Source organism: Bacillus sp. SRB3LM (assembly GCF_015712745.1).
Classification (GTDB): Bacteria; Bacillota; Bacilli; order Bacillales; family Bacillaceae_G; genus Bacillus_A; species Bacillus_A thuringiensis_K.
On record NZ_VWVQ01000103.1, the window covers coordinates 243,891 to 259,904 of the forward strand.

The following is a 16,014-nucleotide window of genomic DNA, read 5'->3' on the forward strand; positions in this document are numbered from 1 at the left end:
TTATGCAAATTAACTATACACAGTCATTGTGAAAACAGTGTGTTTTCTACATGTAATTCATTTCATATGAGTTGACTATGTATCATGTATTTTCATTTTTAAATATAAAGAGTCTTCTTACTATGCATAGTAAGAAGACTCTTTATATAATTCTCAAAAAAATATAGCTTCTATAGTTGCTTAATAATTACATGTTTTTCAGGTATCCAACTATTCTGCCCGATATCTACCGCATTTCCCACTCTACCCCACACTCGAAAAGATTTCGATCCATCTATGTTTCCTTTATAATTCATACATTCAGGCTCTTCATAATAATTTACTCCGTAACCGACAGGATATTTTGAAGTTGCATAAAACCATTTCACATTAAAATGTTTTAAATATACCCACTGCTTATCGTTCCCTAAACAAATCATATCTTGCTCACCGCCTCCCCAATAACCTGCTAAGATTAAATATGGAATTTTCTGAGTGAGTGTACCTGTAAATTGGGGATTTATGGGGTTTTCATATAAATTTATTCCATATCCATCAGGATATTTCGAAACTGCAATACCAATGCCATTCGGTTGCTGTGTATACACTATGTTAGATTGATTTGCTTTGTTGGAATCTATAAACCAAGAAAGTGACTTATTTCCTACTAATCGATTCAGATCACATTTCCCAATCCCAGGAACATTCCCTGAATCCGTATATTGCCACATATCACATGAATATGCTGGCTTATTCCCTTCATAACGAGGGATCCATACGAAATCAGCTTCAATATTACGTGCTCCAAATGATAGATACGTGTGATGCCCTACATATAATCCTACTTTTTCCGCACCTAAACGGCGTAATTCATCAATAAATGCCTGTGTCCCGCCTTGCATATCTGCCATCGTTTGAACTTCTACGTCCGCTACCCAAAACTTAGCAGATTGATCACCACGATTCCAAAAATCTTGCGCCTCTTTCTTCGCATCAGCAATAGATATAAAACGGCAAAAAGCATAATTACCAAATGGGATACTATGCTTTTTCATTTCACTAACATAATTTTGATACATAAAATCCACCGTATTAGAGCCATCTTGAACTCTAGCAATCACTAAATCTAGCTGAGATGCTGCAATATCCCAATTGATAGTTCCATTCCATTTTGAAATGTCTACAATATACCCCATACATTCCAGCTCCTTTTGAATGTCCTATTCATAGCTAGTTTTATTGTAAGCCTCAGCTCTCTAAAACTAGCTATCTATAATATAAGTAAAAAGAATCTTTACCGTTTTTCAAAATATATTCTCTTTCAGAAATATTTCTATAAACTTTAACATGTATGCCACATAAAATATTCGAAATACACCCTACTATTCATTTATTATGTAATCTCGTCCTACCAATCATTTTTACATATATTAGAAAAAATCCCCTATATTATTAAGTTATAACTTTCAGTATCGATTTCCTTTCAACTAAAAAATTTCATCCCTCATTTTCTATATATTCTTAAGTCAAAATTACTACCTCTACATGAAATTTGAGATTTAGAAAAATTTTAATTAATTGAAGTTTACTCCTTTTAAATCACAATTTTCCAACCTGAACACTATTGGTGCATAAAAAAAGACATTTTCTATTAATGAAAATGTCTTTTTACAGTTTAATAAAACAACTTTGGTGCTAAATCTGTATTTTGTAATTCTTGATTTTCACTGCTCATAACACAACTTGTGGAAAATAGAATTGGGATACCACAAATCTCATCATTCATTACATCACGAAATACATTGGCAGCAACACCTGTAAACGTTTGACATAAGTTAGAAATATCGTCATTGAAAAACTGAATGACTTCCGCAGCGAAAACCGGAAAGACAACATTCGGTCCGCCAGGGAACTGAGGCTGTACCACAACTTGTTCAAAATAAGGATTATTTTCTAGTGCTACTTGAAATAAATGAGCTATTTCAAATGCATCTAGTGGACAAGGAAATGGATTTACAATTTCATTCTCATTATTTGTTACAATAACTGTCACACTTACATTCCCAAATTGTACAAAAGATTTTAAAAGCGTTGCTAATGCTCTCGCTTTTTCGTTGCTTAACGCATGCACTAAAATAATATAATTACCACCAACAGGAATAAGTGGCCCAACTGTAACAGTTGGATCAGCACCTATTGAATTTTTCAATTCATTAAAATATGTGATCCACGGTGGCGAAAGCTGAGCTTGTACATTTTCTTCCACTACTTTATATTACCTCCTTATACCATTCTTACTAACATAATATGTAACAAATTAAAAAATGTATTAGTTATATTAACTATTTTCGTATTTATTGATTATATTAATTAAACATTTTATTTCGCATTCTCAATTTCCCTTTTACATCTTTAAGCACTTTTACTACTATGAAATTCTTTATTATAAGCAAATCCACTGAAATTTCATATTATACTAATACGACTCTATATCCATTAAATTATAATACTCAATATTAGGAGCTGATTTCATGGAAAAAAAGCCTATCGTGTTCAAAATCCCACCAAATTCAAAGCTAAAAGTTACATTTTTCGGTCCTTGTAACGAAGTAATTACAAATGTGTCTATTATTAATCAACTATGCACCCCAAAATGTCAAACTATCACGCAATATCCAGACTTTAAGAAATATGTAACTGAAGTACGATCGTTATCCCGTTGTTAGTCCGCATAATGCACGATTTTCACAACTTTGTTACCTAAAATAACTGAGAAAGAAAATGACTGCATTCCTAGACTAAAATTACTCATTTTATGATATTCCATTGATAATTCATTGATTTTTTACACGTTTTTATTAAAAGGACATATATTATCGTATGGAGATTATCCACTCATAAAACCTATCTTTCTTTGGAGCGTACTTATTATGTATGCTCTTTTTTTATGTAACCGTCCCCTTCTAAATTGACCAACAATATATTAAAATTCTTTATGTACTCAAGGAGGTCAAATATGTTCAAGCTGCATCCAATACTACTCATCTTAGGATTGATTTTGTTTTTATATAGTGTAATCGCCTTTATGTTATTCTTTTCAGTGTACTAGCATTCCCTACACAAGTTTATGTTCAATATGTAATTTCTATATAGTAAAGAAAAAACGTAATGATACGATCTTTTATGTATTTCGTCTTTCTTGTTCTATAAAAAAACTAGTAAACTTACTAACACTGAGTTTTCAGAAGCATGTTACTTATTTACATATTATTTTTTTCATTATCTGAATAAGGTTAAAGCCTCTACAAATTAAACTACACTTTACCTGTTTACTTATATATTTTAGAAAAACAATAATAATCCCCCACCATTTGGTAAGGGGATTAACTAAACCTACTAAAAAACATTTAATGATCTGTTTTATTTAATTGGAGAAGGAAATCTTGCCGCTTCAAAGTGAACCGTATTTAAACCATTAACATTTTGTACAATTACGCCCGCAATACTACTTTCTGCAAAAACTTCAACTGAATCTCCTGCTTCTAATTGAAGAATAGTAGTTACTGAAACATCATTATTAAAAAATACTCCTGTTCCAAAGAAATCATTATCTATCGCTATTGCTGGATTTCCATTTACACGAATTTCTACTCTAGCTCTGTAATTCACATTAAAATCATTTGGAGAAAATGTTATATTTCCTAATACACTATATACCCCTCTAGTTTTCGGAGTGAAAATGGATGTTACTGGATTATATTCATTCGCTAGATCAAATTGTTCATTTTGAAATAATACTTTAACAGGAGTATTTGCTAGAACAGGTTGATTAACTGTATTCACAGCTCTAAATGCCGATGCCCTTACAAGCTCCTCTTTCTTATCATCACAACACTTCACCTTTACATACTTCCTATCACATTTACTACTTTTTCTATAACAATCATGACTTTCCTTTTTGTAATCTTTACAATACTTACAGTAATAATAAGACATAGTTAGTCCCCCTTTACACTTATTTTTATATAGTATGCTATATAGATTAGAATAGCTTGGACGACCTGTTACTATTTTTAATAGAGTAAAAAACCCTCACCATTTCGGTGAGGATTTACCTTTAAGCTTCTGTAAACTCAATGTTTAATGACTTTATTTAATCGGCGAAGGAAATCTTGCTGCTTCAAAATGTGCACCATCTTCTAAAGGACTTAAAACTCCATCTATACTACTTTGTGCATAAATCTCAACTTCATCCCCTGCATTCAATTGAACAATCGTCGAAACACTTACTACATTTCCAAAACTTATTGGACCAAAAAAGTCATTATCTATAGCTATCGCTGCGTTTCCATTCACACGAATTTCTACACGCGCTCTATAATTTAAAGTTGGATCGTTTGGAAAGAAACCAATCGTTCCAATAATAGAATATACTCCTTTAGTCTTCGGCATAAAAATAGATGTTGCTGGATTATACTCATTCGCTAAATCAAATTGTTCATTTTGAAATAACACTTTCACAAAAGTATTAGCAGGAACATTTTGATTTACTGTATTTCTAGCTCTAAATGCCGATGCTCTAACAAGATTGTCCTTGTTATCATGGCACTTACTAGTGTTCTTACAACAATCATGAAGCTTCTTTTTATACTCCTTACAATACTTACAGTAGTAATAACAAGACATACTAATTCCCCTTTCAAACTTATTACTACATATTATGTAAGATTGATTTATAAGGTTTGGACTAGCTATTTTTATTATTCATAAGGGCGCTATTAACCTGCACCCTTATTTATATACACCACTTCATTCCTTATTAGTTATAAGTTGTATACAGTTCCATATGGAATAGTAAGAAAAGAACTTCCGTACGGTGTAACATGATGTACTGGGTAAAAATACTCTACGGATGAATAATACGGTTGTACACCTTGCTGCTGCATTTGCAATTGTTGTTGCATTTGCAATGCTTGTTGAATAGCTTGGACTGTACTTTGTGCTCCACTATACGTTATAGATGTACCATACGCTGGTCGCATACCAGTTTCAGAATTAAAATATGAATAAAACATGATTTTCAACTCACTTCCGTATAATTTATTACAAAGTATGTTATGATTCTATATTTCAGTGAGTGCTGAAAGCTAATTCACTAGCTTTTATTAAGTTTAAACATTTTTAATATAAATATCATTCTCCAAATAAAAGCACCCTCAACGGATGCTTTTTGTTTCTCGCTAAATTTTCCTACTACCATTATTCATTAGCAATAATTTAGTTGTCCACGAATTTCACCATTAGGATGTTGTACTGTATGAACATTAATATATATGTTTCCAGATATAATCTCATTTACAAGAGTGCCTAATGTTTGACCCGCTAACGGTCCAACCAAATCTTCTTGAGTAATCATTCCCGTAAGAGTTGCGCACTCTATTGAAACTGGATTTGTTATCGGTCCAAATAAAAAAGCTACAACAGGGCCGTTCGTTCCTTTTAATCCAAGATGCAGATGGGCAGCTACTACATCCTCTATATTGAATAAATCTAACTTGAACCTTAGGCTAAGCTCGTCCCGACTTAATTTAAAGAAACCCTCTCCTCGAGCATCTGTTTCTACTGGTGGAACTTCATTTCTACCACGCAATTTTGCAAAGAACATATCTATCACTCCTATAATTTTTATACTTCTAATATATTCTGACCCTTCTTATAAAGTGACAAAAAAGCAGCTGTTAGGTCAATTTTAATTTATTAAATATAATAGTTTAATTTATTAATTATATTAAATTCATACATTTAACTATTACACTTTTAAAGTTTAATCCATATACTATATTAGATTACTAGAAAGGAGGCGTAAGCATGGAAAGTTGTGTTTTGTTCGTTAATGGACAACCTCTTTTAGTGGTTTCAGTTGCTGGAATCGAAATTGCTAGATTAGAGCTTTCTCTTCAAGTAGCATTGACTCTAATAGCATTAGGAATTCCAATTTGTGCATAATAGTTAGCCAGTTATAAAAAAGAGGGCTTAAGCTCTCTTTTTTATTTATTCCTTAACATTAAAAAAGACACCAGTTGGATAATGGTATCTATTGAAATATTCACCATAAGTTTCATCACTACTAAATTAATAATCCTAATTCATGTATAATTCCTGAGAACGAATAACCATATGCAAATCCTAAAATACGAACTCCTGGATTCCATCTATGTTCTAAATCCTCATTGTACGTTTCCTTGTAATATGCTAGTTTCGAATATATGTTATATTTGTCGTTAACAATTACTTCATCACTAGAAAATCCATCCATTCTAATCTGAACAGCTACATATTCTACTCCTTCATTTAATAACATTTTTCTAATTCTTCTAATGTCTTCCGCACTATTAACCTTCTATTTAAACGGTCATTATGTTCAATAAAAAAGCAGTCACATCCGAGGTTGCAAACATATACAAAAGGCACTCTTAATGAGCATTTAATAAATTATAAGCTATTTTCTTTTCTTACAAAATAGCATATGGTTTTTATATAGAAATCATTCTTCAAAAAGCAAGGTTATTCATATGTCTTTTCAAAAATATAGTGATAATACTAAAATGTATTAATAAAGTGAAACTTTAATCAGTCCTCACCAATTGGGCATTTACGGGCAGCCTGATCTCCACCTAACTTCTTTGCTTGCGCTTAATTTTGAGGTAGGGATCTTACTGCCCGCAAATAGCGGAATTAATTTGATTTTAGCGTTGGTTCCATTACAATAATTTATTAATTAAAGAGCCTCTTTCCATAGGAGCTCTCTTTCATTCTCTCAATTTAAATTTACTATTCCATTATTAATAAGTATAAGTTATTTTCTAAAAAGCAGTTTCTATTACCAGTTTTTATGAAATCTTTTAGTTTTTACTAACAGCTCTTTTTTATTAAACTAATAATACTCCTTAAACCCATTTTACCTACTGCATCATATAATTTTAAACTTAGAATTCAATAAAAAAGTTTCTTACCATTAAATATGCGCACTATATGAGGTTCTTTTAAAACTAGTCTATTTATCATCCCCTTCTAACTCCTCACTTTCTTCACGTATTTGTCCAATTAATGAAAATACAGAACCTACGGCTTGGATCCAACTTCCTATGGTATCTATTGACTGGCCTTCTTTCTTTTTATCCGGTTGACTATTTGCTTGATTGTCTAAAATTTCCCCTGTATCATTTACTAGATTTTCTTTACTATCCTGCCGATCTCTTCTAATACTTTTTAGCTCATATATCCCTCCAATCGCTTGCAAGGAATTTCCTATAGCTTGCAATAAGTTTCCTACAACATTAAAAGACTCATCTTTATCTGAAGTATCTTCAAATTCATCTGCTAATGCTGTAAGTCCTCCTAAAGCCTGCGCCCAATTTCCAGAAATAACTAATTTAACTTTTGTTTCATCTGTAAAATCAATAACTAACCCTGATATTACAGTTACATTACCAATTGATTGGATTTCGTTTCCAATTTTTTCAAAGGAAATTTCCCCTTGACCATCAGCCTCTAAAGCGTTACCAACTGCTTGCAATGTGTTTCCATATATATTCAGATTCTCCCTTACATTACTGCTTATAAAATAGAACGGTGTACTTCCAATAGCGGAAGTTATTGTACCTATAGCTGCTATCAATGCACCAAATATTTCTTTTAATTGGTTCTCCATTTATAACCTATCCCAACATTAAATAATTACTTTTATCCTATTTAATCACACAGCTCTCTGTTAGAAATTCAAACTGTCCCTTAACCTGTTCCTTCTTTATTATATTGTCTTATAAAAACAAACATCCTTAAAAATAACACCTATATATTGATCGTTTCTCTACATTGTTTTGTATAATACATATTACTAACACCGCTTTTTTTATGTTCCTATCTTTAAATGTATTAAACCACTTACTAGTCATTATTCTCTTCACATAAATTGCGCATTTTATGATTGGAAAAAATAAATAAATTCCCATTAAACTTTTTAACCTTCATTATATTTCCTATTAATAACTAAGCGTTGATATATATCCAATTAGAACCTCCCGATTTTCTTGAAAATTTTTTAAAAACTTAGAAGCGATAATAATTTATCTATATCACGATCTAAACTACTCTTCCTAGCCATACATATTCTTCGCCTTCGAATCATGTCTCTATAAAATAAAAAAACAGCTATTAAACTGCTTTAAATTCATTTTATCCCCAAAAGAAATGATATATATATTCTCCCGTTACACTTTGATCGATTCCAACAATTCTAGCAAATCTCATCAAGTCCGCTCCCTGAAGAAAATACATTGTGAGCGTAACTGGCACTTGTGACCACATAAATTGATAAAACTCCTCGACTCTCCGATTTGTCGAAACAATTAAATCATTTACAGGTCCTTGATTCCATATTGAAGTTCTAACTGAAGTAAACGGAATATCTTTCCCATTAACCACTATTCTGGCCATACTTTGAGTTATGTCCACACCAATTCCCTCCATCGTTATAAAAATCGGACCTGTTTCTACAGTCATATTTTATAAATATTCTTGACTGTTATAAATGATTAAGGCAAATCCCTAATAAAGTTTTTTATTAATTAATTTCCATTACATTTATATAAATTCTAGCCTTATACAGTTTTTATAATAAAATATGAAATATTCATGTGTTATCTTCAATACGTTCTTTTCTTTTTATAATTTCGTGTGAGATATACCATGACTTGAAGCCCTAGCCTCCTAATCCTAGGGCTTCTCCATTGAAATAACGATTTTAATAAAACTTTTCACCTTTTAACTGGACAAGCATATATTATTGTATGGAGGCATCCACTCATAGAAATCTATCTTTCTTGTGAAAGAGCATGCTTATATGCATGTTCTTTTTCGATATTATGAAATAAAGACTTCACATACATTAGAGAAATACATACAATACTTATGATCATCTCATTATGAATCATTTAGTATCATTTTCCATACATTCCTTGGTCATGGAACGCCTTTCTCCCAAGGCGTTCTTTAATTTCCAGATAAGGGGTTTGTTAAAGAATTGAATAAAGTGAAACTCTAATCAATGGGGGGTGTTCATCCCCCACTGATTATTAGCCCTTACCAATCGGGCTTTTACGGGCAGCCCGACCCCCACCTAACTTCTTTGCTTCTGCTGAATTTTAAGGTGGGGTCTTACTGCTCACAAATAGCGGGCTAAAATCTTTAAATCCACTGAAACCATGTTCCTTTGTCTCTCTGATTCCATCAATTATAGAAAATAGCTAAACCAATTAACGCCTTTGTTCACTGTAGTAATTTTCTTGTATAATAAAAGTTAATTAATCTAGAAGGGACTGAATTATGCGCAGATATCAATATTTTTAAACTACCTATTCTTACAACATAACGGAGGTAAAAGTATTGATTACTGAACTACACACACAACGATTATATTTAAGGCAAATGAAAGCATCTGATTCATTAAGTATGTTTAAAATATGGTCTGATCCTGATATTACTAAATTCATGAATATAAGTAATTTCACCGATGAAAGCCAGGCAAAAGATATGATTCAATTTCTTAACGAACTCGCTCAAAATAATAAAGCTATACGTTTTACTATTATTGAAAAAGAATCTAATCACATTATCGGTTCATGTGGCTATAATTCCTTAGATTTTGAAAACTCAAAGACTGAGATTGGTTATGATATTTCAAAAAAATTTTGGGGTAAAGGATATGCCCCTGAAGCAATATCCTCTTTATTAGATTATGCTTTTACACATTTAAAACTATATCGTGTTGAAGCAAAAGTTGAACCTGCAAATGTAAATTCCATAAAGGTATTAGAAAAATTAAACTTTACTTTTGAAGGGACTCTGAGAAAGAGCGAAAAATCAGCTGGAAAGCTTATCGATTTAAATATCTATTCGAAATTAATAAGCGATTAATTTTAGTCACTCTGCCCACACTCAATCAAAGTGTGGGCTTCTTTAATTGCTGTATAAAATTCAGAAGTTTGACACAATCCTGGAAAAAGCTTATAAAGTAAAGTGAGGTTCCGTTATTTTCACACTTAGAAGTGCAGTCATGTTATATACAATTTAAAATACAGTTTTATAAGTGTGAACGAACTACAAAACTAAAAAACAAATAATAAGTTTGCAACATGTTTGCAAATACGAATTTTGCATATAAATTCGTGTAATATTGAAAGGAGTTTTACTTATGAAAGAAATTAAAACAGAACAAGAATTCAAAGACATCATCGCAAGCGAGGAGCCTGTAGTTGTTAAGTTCTTTACTACATGGTGCCCAGATTGCGTACGTATGGACAACTTTATCGGAGATGTAATGGAAGAGTTCAATAAATTTGAATGGTATTCTATTAATAAAGATGAGTTTCCAAGTATCGCTGAAGAGTATCAAGTAATGGGTATTCCAAGTTTACTTGTATACCAAAATAGTGAGAAGCTAGGCCACTTACATAGTGCTAATGCAAAAACTGAAGAGCAAGTTACTGAGTTTTTAGAAGCATACTAAAATAAAAGCCCTCTGGAAAATATTTTTCAGAGGGCTTTCATCTGTTTTCACAATTATCTTTTGATGTTTTTCATCGTTTAATGAATTACACCCTGTCATTATAAGAATAGTACATAGTAAGAAAAGTATTCGCTTCTTCATCCATCTACCCTCCTATCTCTTTAGTAAATAAACTCTAATTAGGTTCACACCCTGACTTTGTACTTTTCAACATATTTTTCCTTCACGAAACTTTGTTATCCCCTTCTTAAAAAGCTATAAAACGTCAACAATGTTTGTATAGACCCACACGACTTTCGTTTGATACTCTATTTATAGAAAGAAATTCCTTTAAAGAAAGGTGAGTGATTAAAATGGATACTCTTTCTCATAAAGAAGCTGATAAAGGTGCTATTGTCAGCATTATGGCCTACATATTTTTATCCTCTATGAAAATCATCATCAGTTATATTACCCTCTCTAGCGCATTGCGTGCTGACGGTTTAAATAACTTAACGGATATCGGTGCTTCTTTAGCAATATTAATTGGTCTAAAAATATCTCGTAAACCTCGTGACCCAGATCATCCGTATGGGCATTCGCGGGCCGAACAAATCGCATCACTTGTTGCTTCCTTCATTATGGCAACAGTCGGATTAGAAGTTGTTATTAGTGCCATTCAATCTTTCTTAAATCCGAAACACGCAGCGCCTAATGTACTCGCTGCATGGGTTGCTTTATTTTCTGCTGTCGTTATGTATTGCGTGTATTTGTATACGAAAAAAATTGCAGCACGAACAAAAAGTAAATCATTAGAAGCCGCTGCAAAGGATAACTTATCAGATGCACTCGTAAGTATTGGTACTGTAGTAGGTATTGTCGGTTCTCAGTTCCAAATGCCTATTTTAGACCCTATTGCCGCTTTAATTGTCGGTCTTATTATTTGTAAAACTGCATGGGAGATTTTCGTAGAATCTTCTCATATGCTTACAGATGGAATTGATCCTGATAAAATGGAAGAATACGCTGATGCTATTGAGCATATTGGCGGTGTGGAAAACATTGTAGATATTCGAGCACGTATGTACGGGAATCAAACGTACGTTGATATTACAATTGAAGTAGATGCTCGTATGGATGTTGGAGAAAGTCACTGTATTACCGACAACATCGAAGCTATGCTTCGCAAAAAGTTTGGAATTTACCATGCACACATTCATGTTGAGCCAATGAAAAAAGAACCTATTATGACATAGGTTCTTTTTTTATAAACGTTTTATGGAATATAACACATAAAACGAGCCAGCTACCGCCGGCTGCCCATCCTGCTAATATGTCAGATGGATAGTGCACGCCAAGATATATTCGGCTAACTGAAATAGATAATACAACAAAGCTTGCTATAAGAATAATTAACAATTTTTTATGCAACGAAATACGCTCTTCAGTAATTGTGACGTATGCAATAAATCCTAAAAAAGCAGTAGCATTCATCGTATGACCGCTCGGAAAACTATATCCAGTTGCAGTAACAAGCTGCGTGACATCAGGTCTTGCTCGTTCGTACCATAGTTTAAGCATACTGTTTAAATAACGAGATCCGTAGTAATTAATTGTTAGAAGCAACGCACTAAGCAACTTTTTTCTAACGAGAAAATACATTACAAGAATAATGAGTAATGGAAAATATATTCTTTTGGAACCGATAAAAGACACCCAAGTAAAATAGGTCGTCAAATAATCGTTTCGAAAGCTTTGAATAAAATGTGCGACTATATTGTCAAAGTTCTCAATACAAGCGGTATGATACGAAAGTGATAATACGACAAAACAAATGAGTAACGTAAAACTTAGCAAGTATAAATGTCGATATCGTTTCACATACATAACCTCACTATGCAAAAAAATGGAGCGGTTGTTTTAGTTTTCCTCTCCATTTCTTTTTTATGCATAGTTTATTAAAAAATATAATTATTAATTTTTTGCTTCATCTCAGGGATATCTTCTCTTGTTACGGTAAAACGAATCACCTTCTCATCAAGATCAAGTGCCTCAGCGAATAAACCAGCTAATCCACGTGATTTTCTATCTACTTCCATAATTATTTCTAATCGGTCGTATGCACGTGGCAAGATTAATAATTCTAATTCATCTAATTTCCCATAGTACTCTCCAGAAACCGGAATAAACTCAAATTCTTGTGCGAATGGAACTTGCTTACGTAATCGATGCGGTAATTCTTCACATTCTATATGACGTGCTTTAAACCCTAATTCATTTACACTATCTAAAACACTACTTAATAATGCATTGGGTAACACTTGAACGTAGTCGCGGTCACTTGGGTCTATACTACGTTTAATATCAAGACCTGTATGAATCCAAACCGTTTTCATACCAAGTGTAAGTGGTGCTTCAATTGGCATTGGAAAAGAAAATGGAATGTCAACTGTTTCATTCGGTTCTACAGAAAAAGGTTCGGTTAAGCGTACTCGCTCTAAATCATATGTTGTTGTTACTTTTTTATCATCCACTTCTCGTACATACGACGTCGATAATGTTAAGTAAATGCTTTCAATTTGTTGGCTAACTGAACCTCCAGTTATATGAACTTTTCCAACTATTTCTTCCCCAACAATATACTCATCTTTTTCAAGAACAGTATCTACCTTTGCCCTTCCAATACCAACGCTTGCTAAAAACTTTTGAAACATGGAGTCTCCATCCTTTCTAAAGCAGAAGCTACATCTTGTTTTAAATCTTGTACATTCTCATAGTACGGCGTTTTTATTTGTAACATTCGCATAAGCATTTCGCGAGTATAATGTTCCAAAGTTAATTCTTCGTACCATGGTTTTTCCTGTTTTTCATTAGATTCATATCCTGCATATAATAAAAATAATGAGAAATGACCGAGCGCATAAAAGTCGCTACGAAAGTGAACTTCTCGCATCAAAGCTTGTTCACCTTCGTAAGTTGTAGCTCGCTCATCATCCTCACCTTTCCATTTAGCCAATCCAAAATCAATAATACTAATTTGATTTTCTTTCATTAGTATGTTTGGAATGCGTAAATCTCGATGAATAATGCCTTCACTATGAAACACCGATACAATTTCTAATATTTCATATAAAATCTCAAAAACTTCACGTTCTGTATATACATACCCATCTATGAAAATATAATCTTCAAAATTTTTACCAGGCATGTACTCCATCACAAAGAAGCTCTTTTTCTCCCATAGGAAATGATCATATAGACTAGGAATTGCATGATGATTTAATGTTTGTAAAATCATTTTCTCTTGTTCAAATGATCTTCTACCAGACTCATATCTTTGTTTACTTTGTCTTAATTGTTTTAAGACTTTATATCTATTTATTTGTAAATCATTAACGACATATGTAACCCCATAACTGCCCATTCCAATTACTGATTCAATTTTATAACGCTCTGCAACAATTGTATTTTTTCGCAGTGGTCTATCAAATAATGCTAGTACACGACGCCATTTCATCAGCTGCTTGAAAAGAAGCTACGGCTTTTACGTTTTCTTTTATAATGTTGATGTCCATAACCAGATGAACGTCGTTTATAATCGCTACTTGAATACGAGCGCCCTCTACGACGATAATCACTACTTGAATACGAACGATATTTTTTCTTTCCTAATAAAGAATCAATAATTTTTTTGAACATTCCTTCACCTCTTGAGTAAAATTTCCTTTTCATTATACCAATAATTATTGACTATATTTGTGACAGGTTTGTAAAGAGTAAAAAACGACGAGTTATGCCCGTCGTTACTTTCATTCATCCTCTTCATCAAAAACTTCATCAATCATGCATTTCTCTAATAAATACTCAAATGTAATATCTGCGAGATCTTCAATTTCTTCTCGTTTTGGGACGTACCCTCTTTCAATTAGTTGCTCATAAAAAAACTCCGCAATCTCTTCCGTATCAATCACGACTTCAATTTCCTTCATGAGCATCACTCCTTTATTTCTGTTTTATGAAAAAATCTCAAAATTATGTATATGAGATTAGAAAAATAGATTTTATTTTTTTATAGGTCATAACCTTTGGACGAGATACATACGATTGTAGTACAAGCTATTCAAAGGGGGAAATAATAATGGAAAATCAATATGAAGTAGGACAAACAAAAGAAGAGTTCATGCATGAAGATCAATGGGCAGACTCTCTTATAAAGTGGCTTTTTATTTTTTTAATAGTTGTAGGCATACCTTATACTGCATATGTTGTTGTTCAATTTATTCTCTCTTTCTAGTTAACTATTTTTTCTCTGTCAATTTAACTAAATAATTATGAACAACATCCATTACAATTTTATATTCTTCATCTTTAAATGTATCGAACAATAATTGATAATCGTTATAAATATCAAGTAATCCATCAATGATTTCTTGACGATTCGTCTTAACACTCACTTTTTTCGAGTTGTTAATTGACTTTAACTTCCCTAAATCTAATTTATTCATACCTGCTTTATCTTGTTTCATTTTCTTCAAAATTGCATTTGCCGTTTGAGCATTGGCGAGTAACGTTAAATCTGATTCATCCGCTTCTAACCATTCACCATCCGTAATCCGTGACAATTCATAAATTGTATCTTCCCATGCGTCATTCTTATATCTCCATACTTCTGTACGAAAACCAACAATACGGAAAACATCTTTATCATATCCAGTTACTTGCACAAGATCACCAAACGTAAAATTATAATTTAATTCAATCCACTCCGTATCGCCCTTTTTCATATCTTGCTCTGTAACGTGCTGCAATGTTTGCTCTACGTAAAAGCCATCGTGATTATTGACTTCGTATACATAAACTCCATCTAAAACCTTCATATTTGTGATTTTCCCAACGGTTCCATATAGCGTAATCACGACTATGTCCCCTACGTTGTATTTAGGTTGTTTTTTTCTTGCCATCTCTATCTCTCCTTTTTTTGACGTCGTGATTTTGATATCAGTATATGCAACCTACATAAAAACGCTTATCACAGAAGCTTATATTCATAAATTTTTTCAATAAAAAATATAATCTTATAAAATTTACATTACACTCAAAAAAAAGCTAGTAACTAGACTAGCTTCAAATCAACAAATTTCATAATAAAAAACATACAGAATACTTCACTTTAAATAAAGTAATGTATTCTGTATGTTTTCAAATAGTTTTTATCTATCTTGTATGTATAAATCCCAGGCTTCATCAAATATAGACATACTTTCTAGCATTCCGCTCAACTCTAAGTATGAACTAATTTCATCATAGTCTTCAGATTGCTTCGGAAAACTTAAATCATCATACATCGCCTCTGCTAAATCTGAAATTTCATTTCTAAATAAAGCTGCACGATGCTTCATCATATAATGGTAAAATGTCTTTTTCAAAAATATTCCCTACCTTTCTAACTTGGGTACATTATACAAGGCAAAAAAGAAAAAAACCAGCAT

At 32.3% G+C, this 16,014-nt stretch carries 21 protein-coding genes and 1 pseudogene; 6 read left to right on the top strand and 16 right to left on the bottom strand.

Annotated elements, in window-relative coordinates; genetic code table 11:
• Positions 1–170: 170 nt before the first annotated feature.
• On the bottom strand, positions 171–1,175 hold the full coding sequence (locus F3I02_RS28440) for a glycoside hydrolase family 25 protein (protein WP_131249952.1): 1,005 nt from the start codon (positions 1,173–1,175) through the stop codon (positions 171–173).
• Positions 1,176–1,654: 479 nt separating this feature from the next.
• Positions 1,655–2,245, bottom strand: a complete 591-nt coding sequence (locus F3I02_RS28445) for a hypothetical protein (RefSeq protein ID WP_000392280.1) — start codon at positions 2,243–2,245, stop codon at positions 1,655–1,657.
• Between the two features lie 265 nt (positions 2,246–2,510).
• Between F3I02_RS28445 and F3I02_RS28450 the strand changes: the two genes are divergently transcribed.
• Positions 2,511–2,705, top strand: coding sequence for a hypothetical protein (locus F3I02_RS28450; RefSeq protein ID WP_000412557.1), 195 nt, complete (start codon positions 2,511–2,513; stop codon positions 2,703–2,705).
• 694 nt (positions 2,706–3,399) lie between these two features.
• On the opposite strand, the gene F3I02_RS28455 is transcribed toward F3I02_RS28450, so the two are convergent.
• From F3I02_RS28455 to F3I02_RS28470, 4 genes are all read right to left on the bottom strand, one after another.
• A complete protein-coding gene (locus tag F3I02_RS28455; RefSeq protein ID WP_000122944.1) occupies positions 3,400–3,975 on the bottom strand; it encodes a complement C1q domain-containing protein in 576 nt (191 codons plus the stop codon).
• Between the two features lie 153 nt (positions 3,976–4,128).
• Entirely contained in the window at positions 4,129–4,665 is a 537-nt protein-coding gene (locus F3I02_RS28460) for a C1q-like domain-containing protein (protein ID WP_001278090.1), read from the bottom strand.
• A gap of 137 nt (positions 4,666–4,802) precedes the next feature.
• Complete coding sequence (locus F3I02_RS28465; RefSeq protein WP_000500095.1) at positions 4,803–5,054, bottom strand: DUF3947 family protein; 252 nt, start codon at positions 5,052–5,054, stop codon at positions 4,803–4,805.
• Between the two features lie 191 nt (positions 5,055–5,245).
• On the bottom strand, positions 5,246–5,644 hold the full coding sequence (locus tag F3I02_RS28470; RefSeq protein WP_000464545.1) for a CHRD domain-containing protein: 399 nt from the start codon (positions 5,642–5,644) through the stop codon (positions 5,246–5,248).
• Between the two features lie 203 nt (positions 5,645–5,847).
• Between F3I02_RS28470 and F3I02_RS28475 the strand changes: the two genes are divergently transcribed.
• Complete coding sequence (locus F3I02_RS28475; protein WP_000443219.1) at positions 5,848–5,985, top strand: DUF3956 family protein; 138 nt, start codon at positions 5,848–5,850, stop codon at positions 5,983–5,985.
• 121 nt (positions 5,986–6,106) lie between these two features.
• Here the strand turns inward: F3I02_RS28475 and F3I02_RS28480 are convergent.
• From F3I02_RS28480 to F3I02_RS28490, 3 genes and pseudogenes are all read right to left on the bottom strand, one after another.
• A pseudogene (locus tag F3I02_RS28480) lies at positions 6,107–6,372 on the bottom strand (hypothetical protein).
• 661 nt (positions 6,373–7,033) lie between these two features.
• Positions 7,034–7,690: a DUF6944 family repetitive protein gene (locus F3I02_RS28485; protein ID WP_000431339.1), complete on the bottom strand. Its 657-nt coding sequence runs from the start codon at positions 7,688–7,690 to the stop codon at positions 7,034–7,036.
• 524 nt (positions 7,691–8,214) lie between these two features.
• Entirely contained in the window at positions 8,215–8,541 is a 327-nt protein-coding gene (locus tag F3I02_RS28490) for a hypothetical protein (RefSeq protein WP_002164002.1), read from the bottom strand.
• A gap of 882 nt (positions 8,542–9,423) precedes the next feature.
• Between F3I02_RS28490 and F3I02_RS28495 the strand changes: the two genes are divergently transcribed.
• The 3 genes from F3I02_RS28495 to F3I02_RS28505 all read left to right on the top strand — a co-directional run bounded on the left by F3I02_RS28495 (position 9,424) and on the right by F3I02_RS28505 (position 11,781).
• Positions 9,424–9,954, top strand: coding sequence for a GNAT family N-acetyltransferase (locus F3I02_RS28495; protein ID WP_000627264.1), 531 nt, complete (start codon positions 9,424–9,426; stop codon positions 9,952–9,954).
• A gap of 277 nt (positions 9,955–10,231) precedes the next feature.
• Complete coding sequence (locus F3I02_RS28500) at positions 10,232–10,546, top strand: thioredoxin family protein (protein ID WP_000658788.1); 315 nt, start codon at positions 10,232–10,234, stop codon at positions 10,544–10,546.
• Positions 10,547–10,899: 353 nt separating this feature from the next.
• Positions 10,900–11,781, top strand: coding sequence for a cation diffusion facilitator family transporter (locus tag F3I02_RS28505; RefSeq protein ID WP_000380379.1), 882 nt, complete (start codon positions 10,900–10,902; stop codon positions 11,779–11,781).
• Here F3I02_RS28505 and F3I02_RS28510 read toward each other — a convergent pair.
• The 5 genes from F3I02_RS28510 to F3I02_RS28530 form a co-directional block, all read right to left on the bottom strand.
• Entirely contained in the window at positions 11,771–12,406 is a 636-nt protein-coding gene (locus F3I02_RS28510) for a phosphatase PAP2 family protein (RefSeq protein WP_000833370.1), read from the bottom strand. The genes F3I02_RS28505 and F3I02_RS28510 overlap by 11 nt on opposite strands.
• 77 nt (positions 12,407–12,483) lie before the next feature.
• Positions 12,484–13,239 carry a sporulation protein gene (locus F3I02_RS28515; RefSeq protein WP_000486610.1) on the bottom strand — a complete coding sequence of 252 codons (756 nt, stop codon included), beginning with the start codon at positions 13,237–13,239 and terminating at the stop codon, positions 12,484–12,486.
• The gene (locus tag F3I02_RS28520) at positions 13,221–14,042 is read right to left on the bottom strand and encodes a serine/threonine protein kinase (RefSeq protein WP_000872068.1); all 822 of its coding nucleotides are present in this window, start codon (positions 14,040–14,042) and stop codon (positions 13,221–13,223) included. The genes F3I02_RS28515 and F3I02_RS28520 overlap by 19 nt, the downstream gene beginning before the upstream one ends.
• Positions 14,042–14,224 carry a hypothetical protein gene (locus F3I02_RS28525; protein WP_000473371.1) on the bottom strand — a complete coding sequence of 61 codons (183 nt, stop codon included), beginning with the start codon at positions 14,222–14,224 and terminating at the stop codon, positions 14,042–14,044. Before F3I02_RS28525 ends, F3I02_RS28520 begins: the two co-directional genes overlap by 1 nt.
• Positions 14,225–14,334: 110 nt before the next feature.
• Positions 14,335–14,514 carry a YozD family protein gene (locus F3I02_RS28530; protein WP_000658451.1) on the bottom strand — a complete coding sequence of 60 codons (180 nt, stop codon included), beginning with the start codon at positions 14,512–14,514 and terminating at the stop codon, positions 14,335–14,337.
• Between the two features lie 149 nt (positions 14,515–14,663).
• Between F3I02_RS28530 and F3I02_RS28535 the strand changes: the two genes are divergently transcribed.
• Positions 14,664–14,819, top strand: coding sequence for a DUF3930 family protein (locus tag F3I02_RS28535; protein ID WP_000431486.1), 156 nt, complete (start codon positions 14,664–14,666; stop codon positions 14,817–14,819).
• Positions 14,820–14,823: 4 nt separating this feature from the next.
• Here the strand turns inward: F3I02_RS28535 and F3I02_RS28540 are convergent, their stop codons facing one another.
• Complete coding sequence (locus F3I02_RS28540) at positions 14,824–15,486, bottom strand: hypothetical protein (RefSeq protein WP_000101499.1); 663 nt, start codon at positions 15,484–15,486, stop codon at positions 14,824–14,826.
• A 249-nt stretch (positions 15,487–15,735) separates the two neighbouring features.
• Positions 15,736–15,951: a YozE family protein gene (locus tag F3I02_RS28545; RefSeq protein WP_000750717.1), complete on the bottom strand. Its 216-nt coding sequence runs from the start codon at positions 15,949–15,951 to the stop codon at positions 15,736–15,738.
• Between the last annotated feature and the right edge of the window lie 63 nt (positions 15,952–16,014).

Excerpts from the sequence above, each read along its gene's own strand:
- F3I02_RS28440 (WP_131249952.1), bottom strand. The coding sequence starts at position 1,175 with ATGGGGTATATTGTAGACATTTCAAAATGGAATGGAACTATCAATTGG.
- F3I02_RS28450 (WP_000412557.1), top strand. The coding sequence starts at position 2,511 with ATGGAAAAAAAGCCTATCGTGTTCAAAATCCCACCAAATTCAAAGCTA.
- F3I02_RS28455 (WP_000122944.1), bottom strand. The coding sequence starts at position 3,975 with ATGTCTTATTATTACTGTAAGTATTGTAAAGATTACAAAAAGGAAAGT.
- F3I02_RS28460 (WP_001278090.1), bottom strand. The coding sequence starts at position 4,665 with ATGTCTTGTTATTACTACTGTAAGTATTGTAAGGAGTATAAAAAGAAG.
- F3I02_RS28465 (WP_000500095.1), bottom strand. The coding sequence starts at position 5,054 with ATGTTTTATTCATATTTTAATTCTGAAACTGGTATGCGACCAGCGTAT.
- F3I02_RS28470 (WP_000464545.1), bottom strand. The coding sequence starts at position 5,644 with ATGTTCTTTGCAAAATTGCGTGGTAGAAATGAAGTTCCACCAGTAGAA.
- F3I02_RS28475 (WP_000443219.1), top strand. The coding sequence starts at position 5,848 with ATGGAAAGTTGTGTTTTGTTCGTTAATGGACAACCTCTTTTAGTGGTT.
- F3I02_RS28485 (WP_000431339.1), bottom strand. The coding sequence starts at position 7,690 with ATGGAGAACCAATTAAAAGAAATATTTGGTGCATTGATAGCAGCTATA.
- F3I02_RS28490 (WP_002164002.1), bottom strand. The coding sequence starts at position 8,541 with ATGACTGTAGAAACAGGTCCGATTTTTATAACGATGGAGGGAATTGGT.
- F3I02_RS28500 (WP_000658788.1), top strand. The coding sequence starts at position 10,232 with ATGAAAGAAATTAAAACAGAACAAGAATTCAAAGACATCATCGCAAGC.
- F3I02_RS28505 (WP_000380379.1), top strand. The coding sequence starts at position 10,900 with ATGGATACTCTTTCTCATAAAGAAGCTGATAAAGGTGCTATTGTCAGC.
- F3I02_RS28515 (WP_000486610.1), bottom strand. The coding sequence starts at position 13,239 with ATGTTTCAAAAGTTTTTAGCAAGCGTTGGTATTGGAAGGGCAAAGGTA.
- F3I02_RS28520 (WP_000872068.1), bottom strand. The coding sequence starts at position 14,042 with ATGAAATGGCGTCGTGTACTAGCATTATTTGATAGACCACTGCGAAAA.
- F3I02_RS28525 (WP_000473371.1), bottom strand. The coding sequence starts at position 14,224 with ATGTTCAAAAAAATTATTGATTCTTTATTAGGAAAGAAAAAATATCGT.
- F3I02_RS28530 (WP_000658451.1), bottom strand. The coding sequence starts at position 14,514 with ATGAAGGAAATTGAAGTCGTGATTGATACGGAAGAGATTGCGGAGTTT.
- F3I02_RS28535 (WP_000431486.1), top strand. The coding sequence starts at position 14,664 with ATGGAAAATCAATATGAAGTAGGACAAACAAAAGAAGAGTTCATGCAT.
- F3I02_RS28540 (WP_000101499.1), bottom strand. The coding sequence starts at position 15,486 with ATGGCAAGAAAAAAACAACCTAAATACAACGTAGGGGACATAGTCGTG.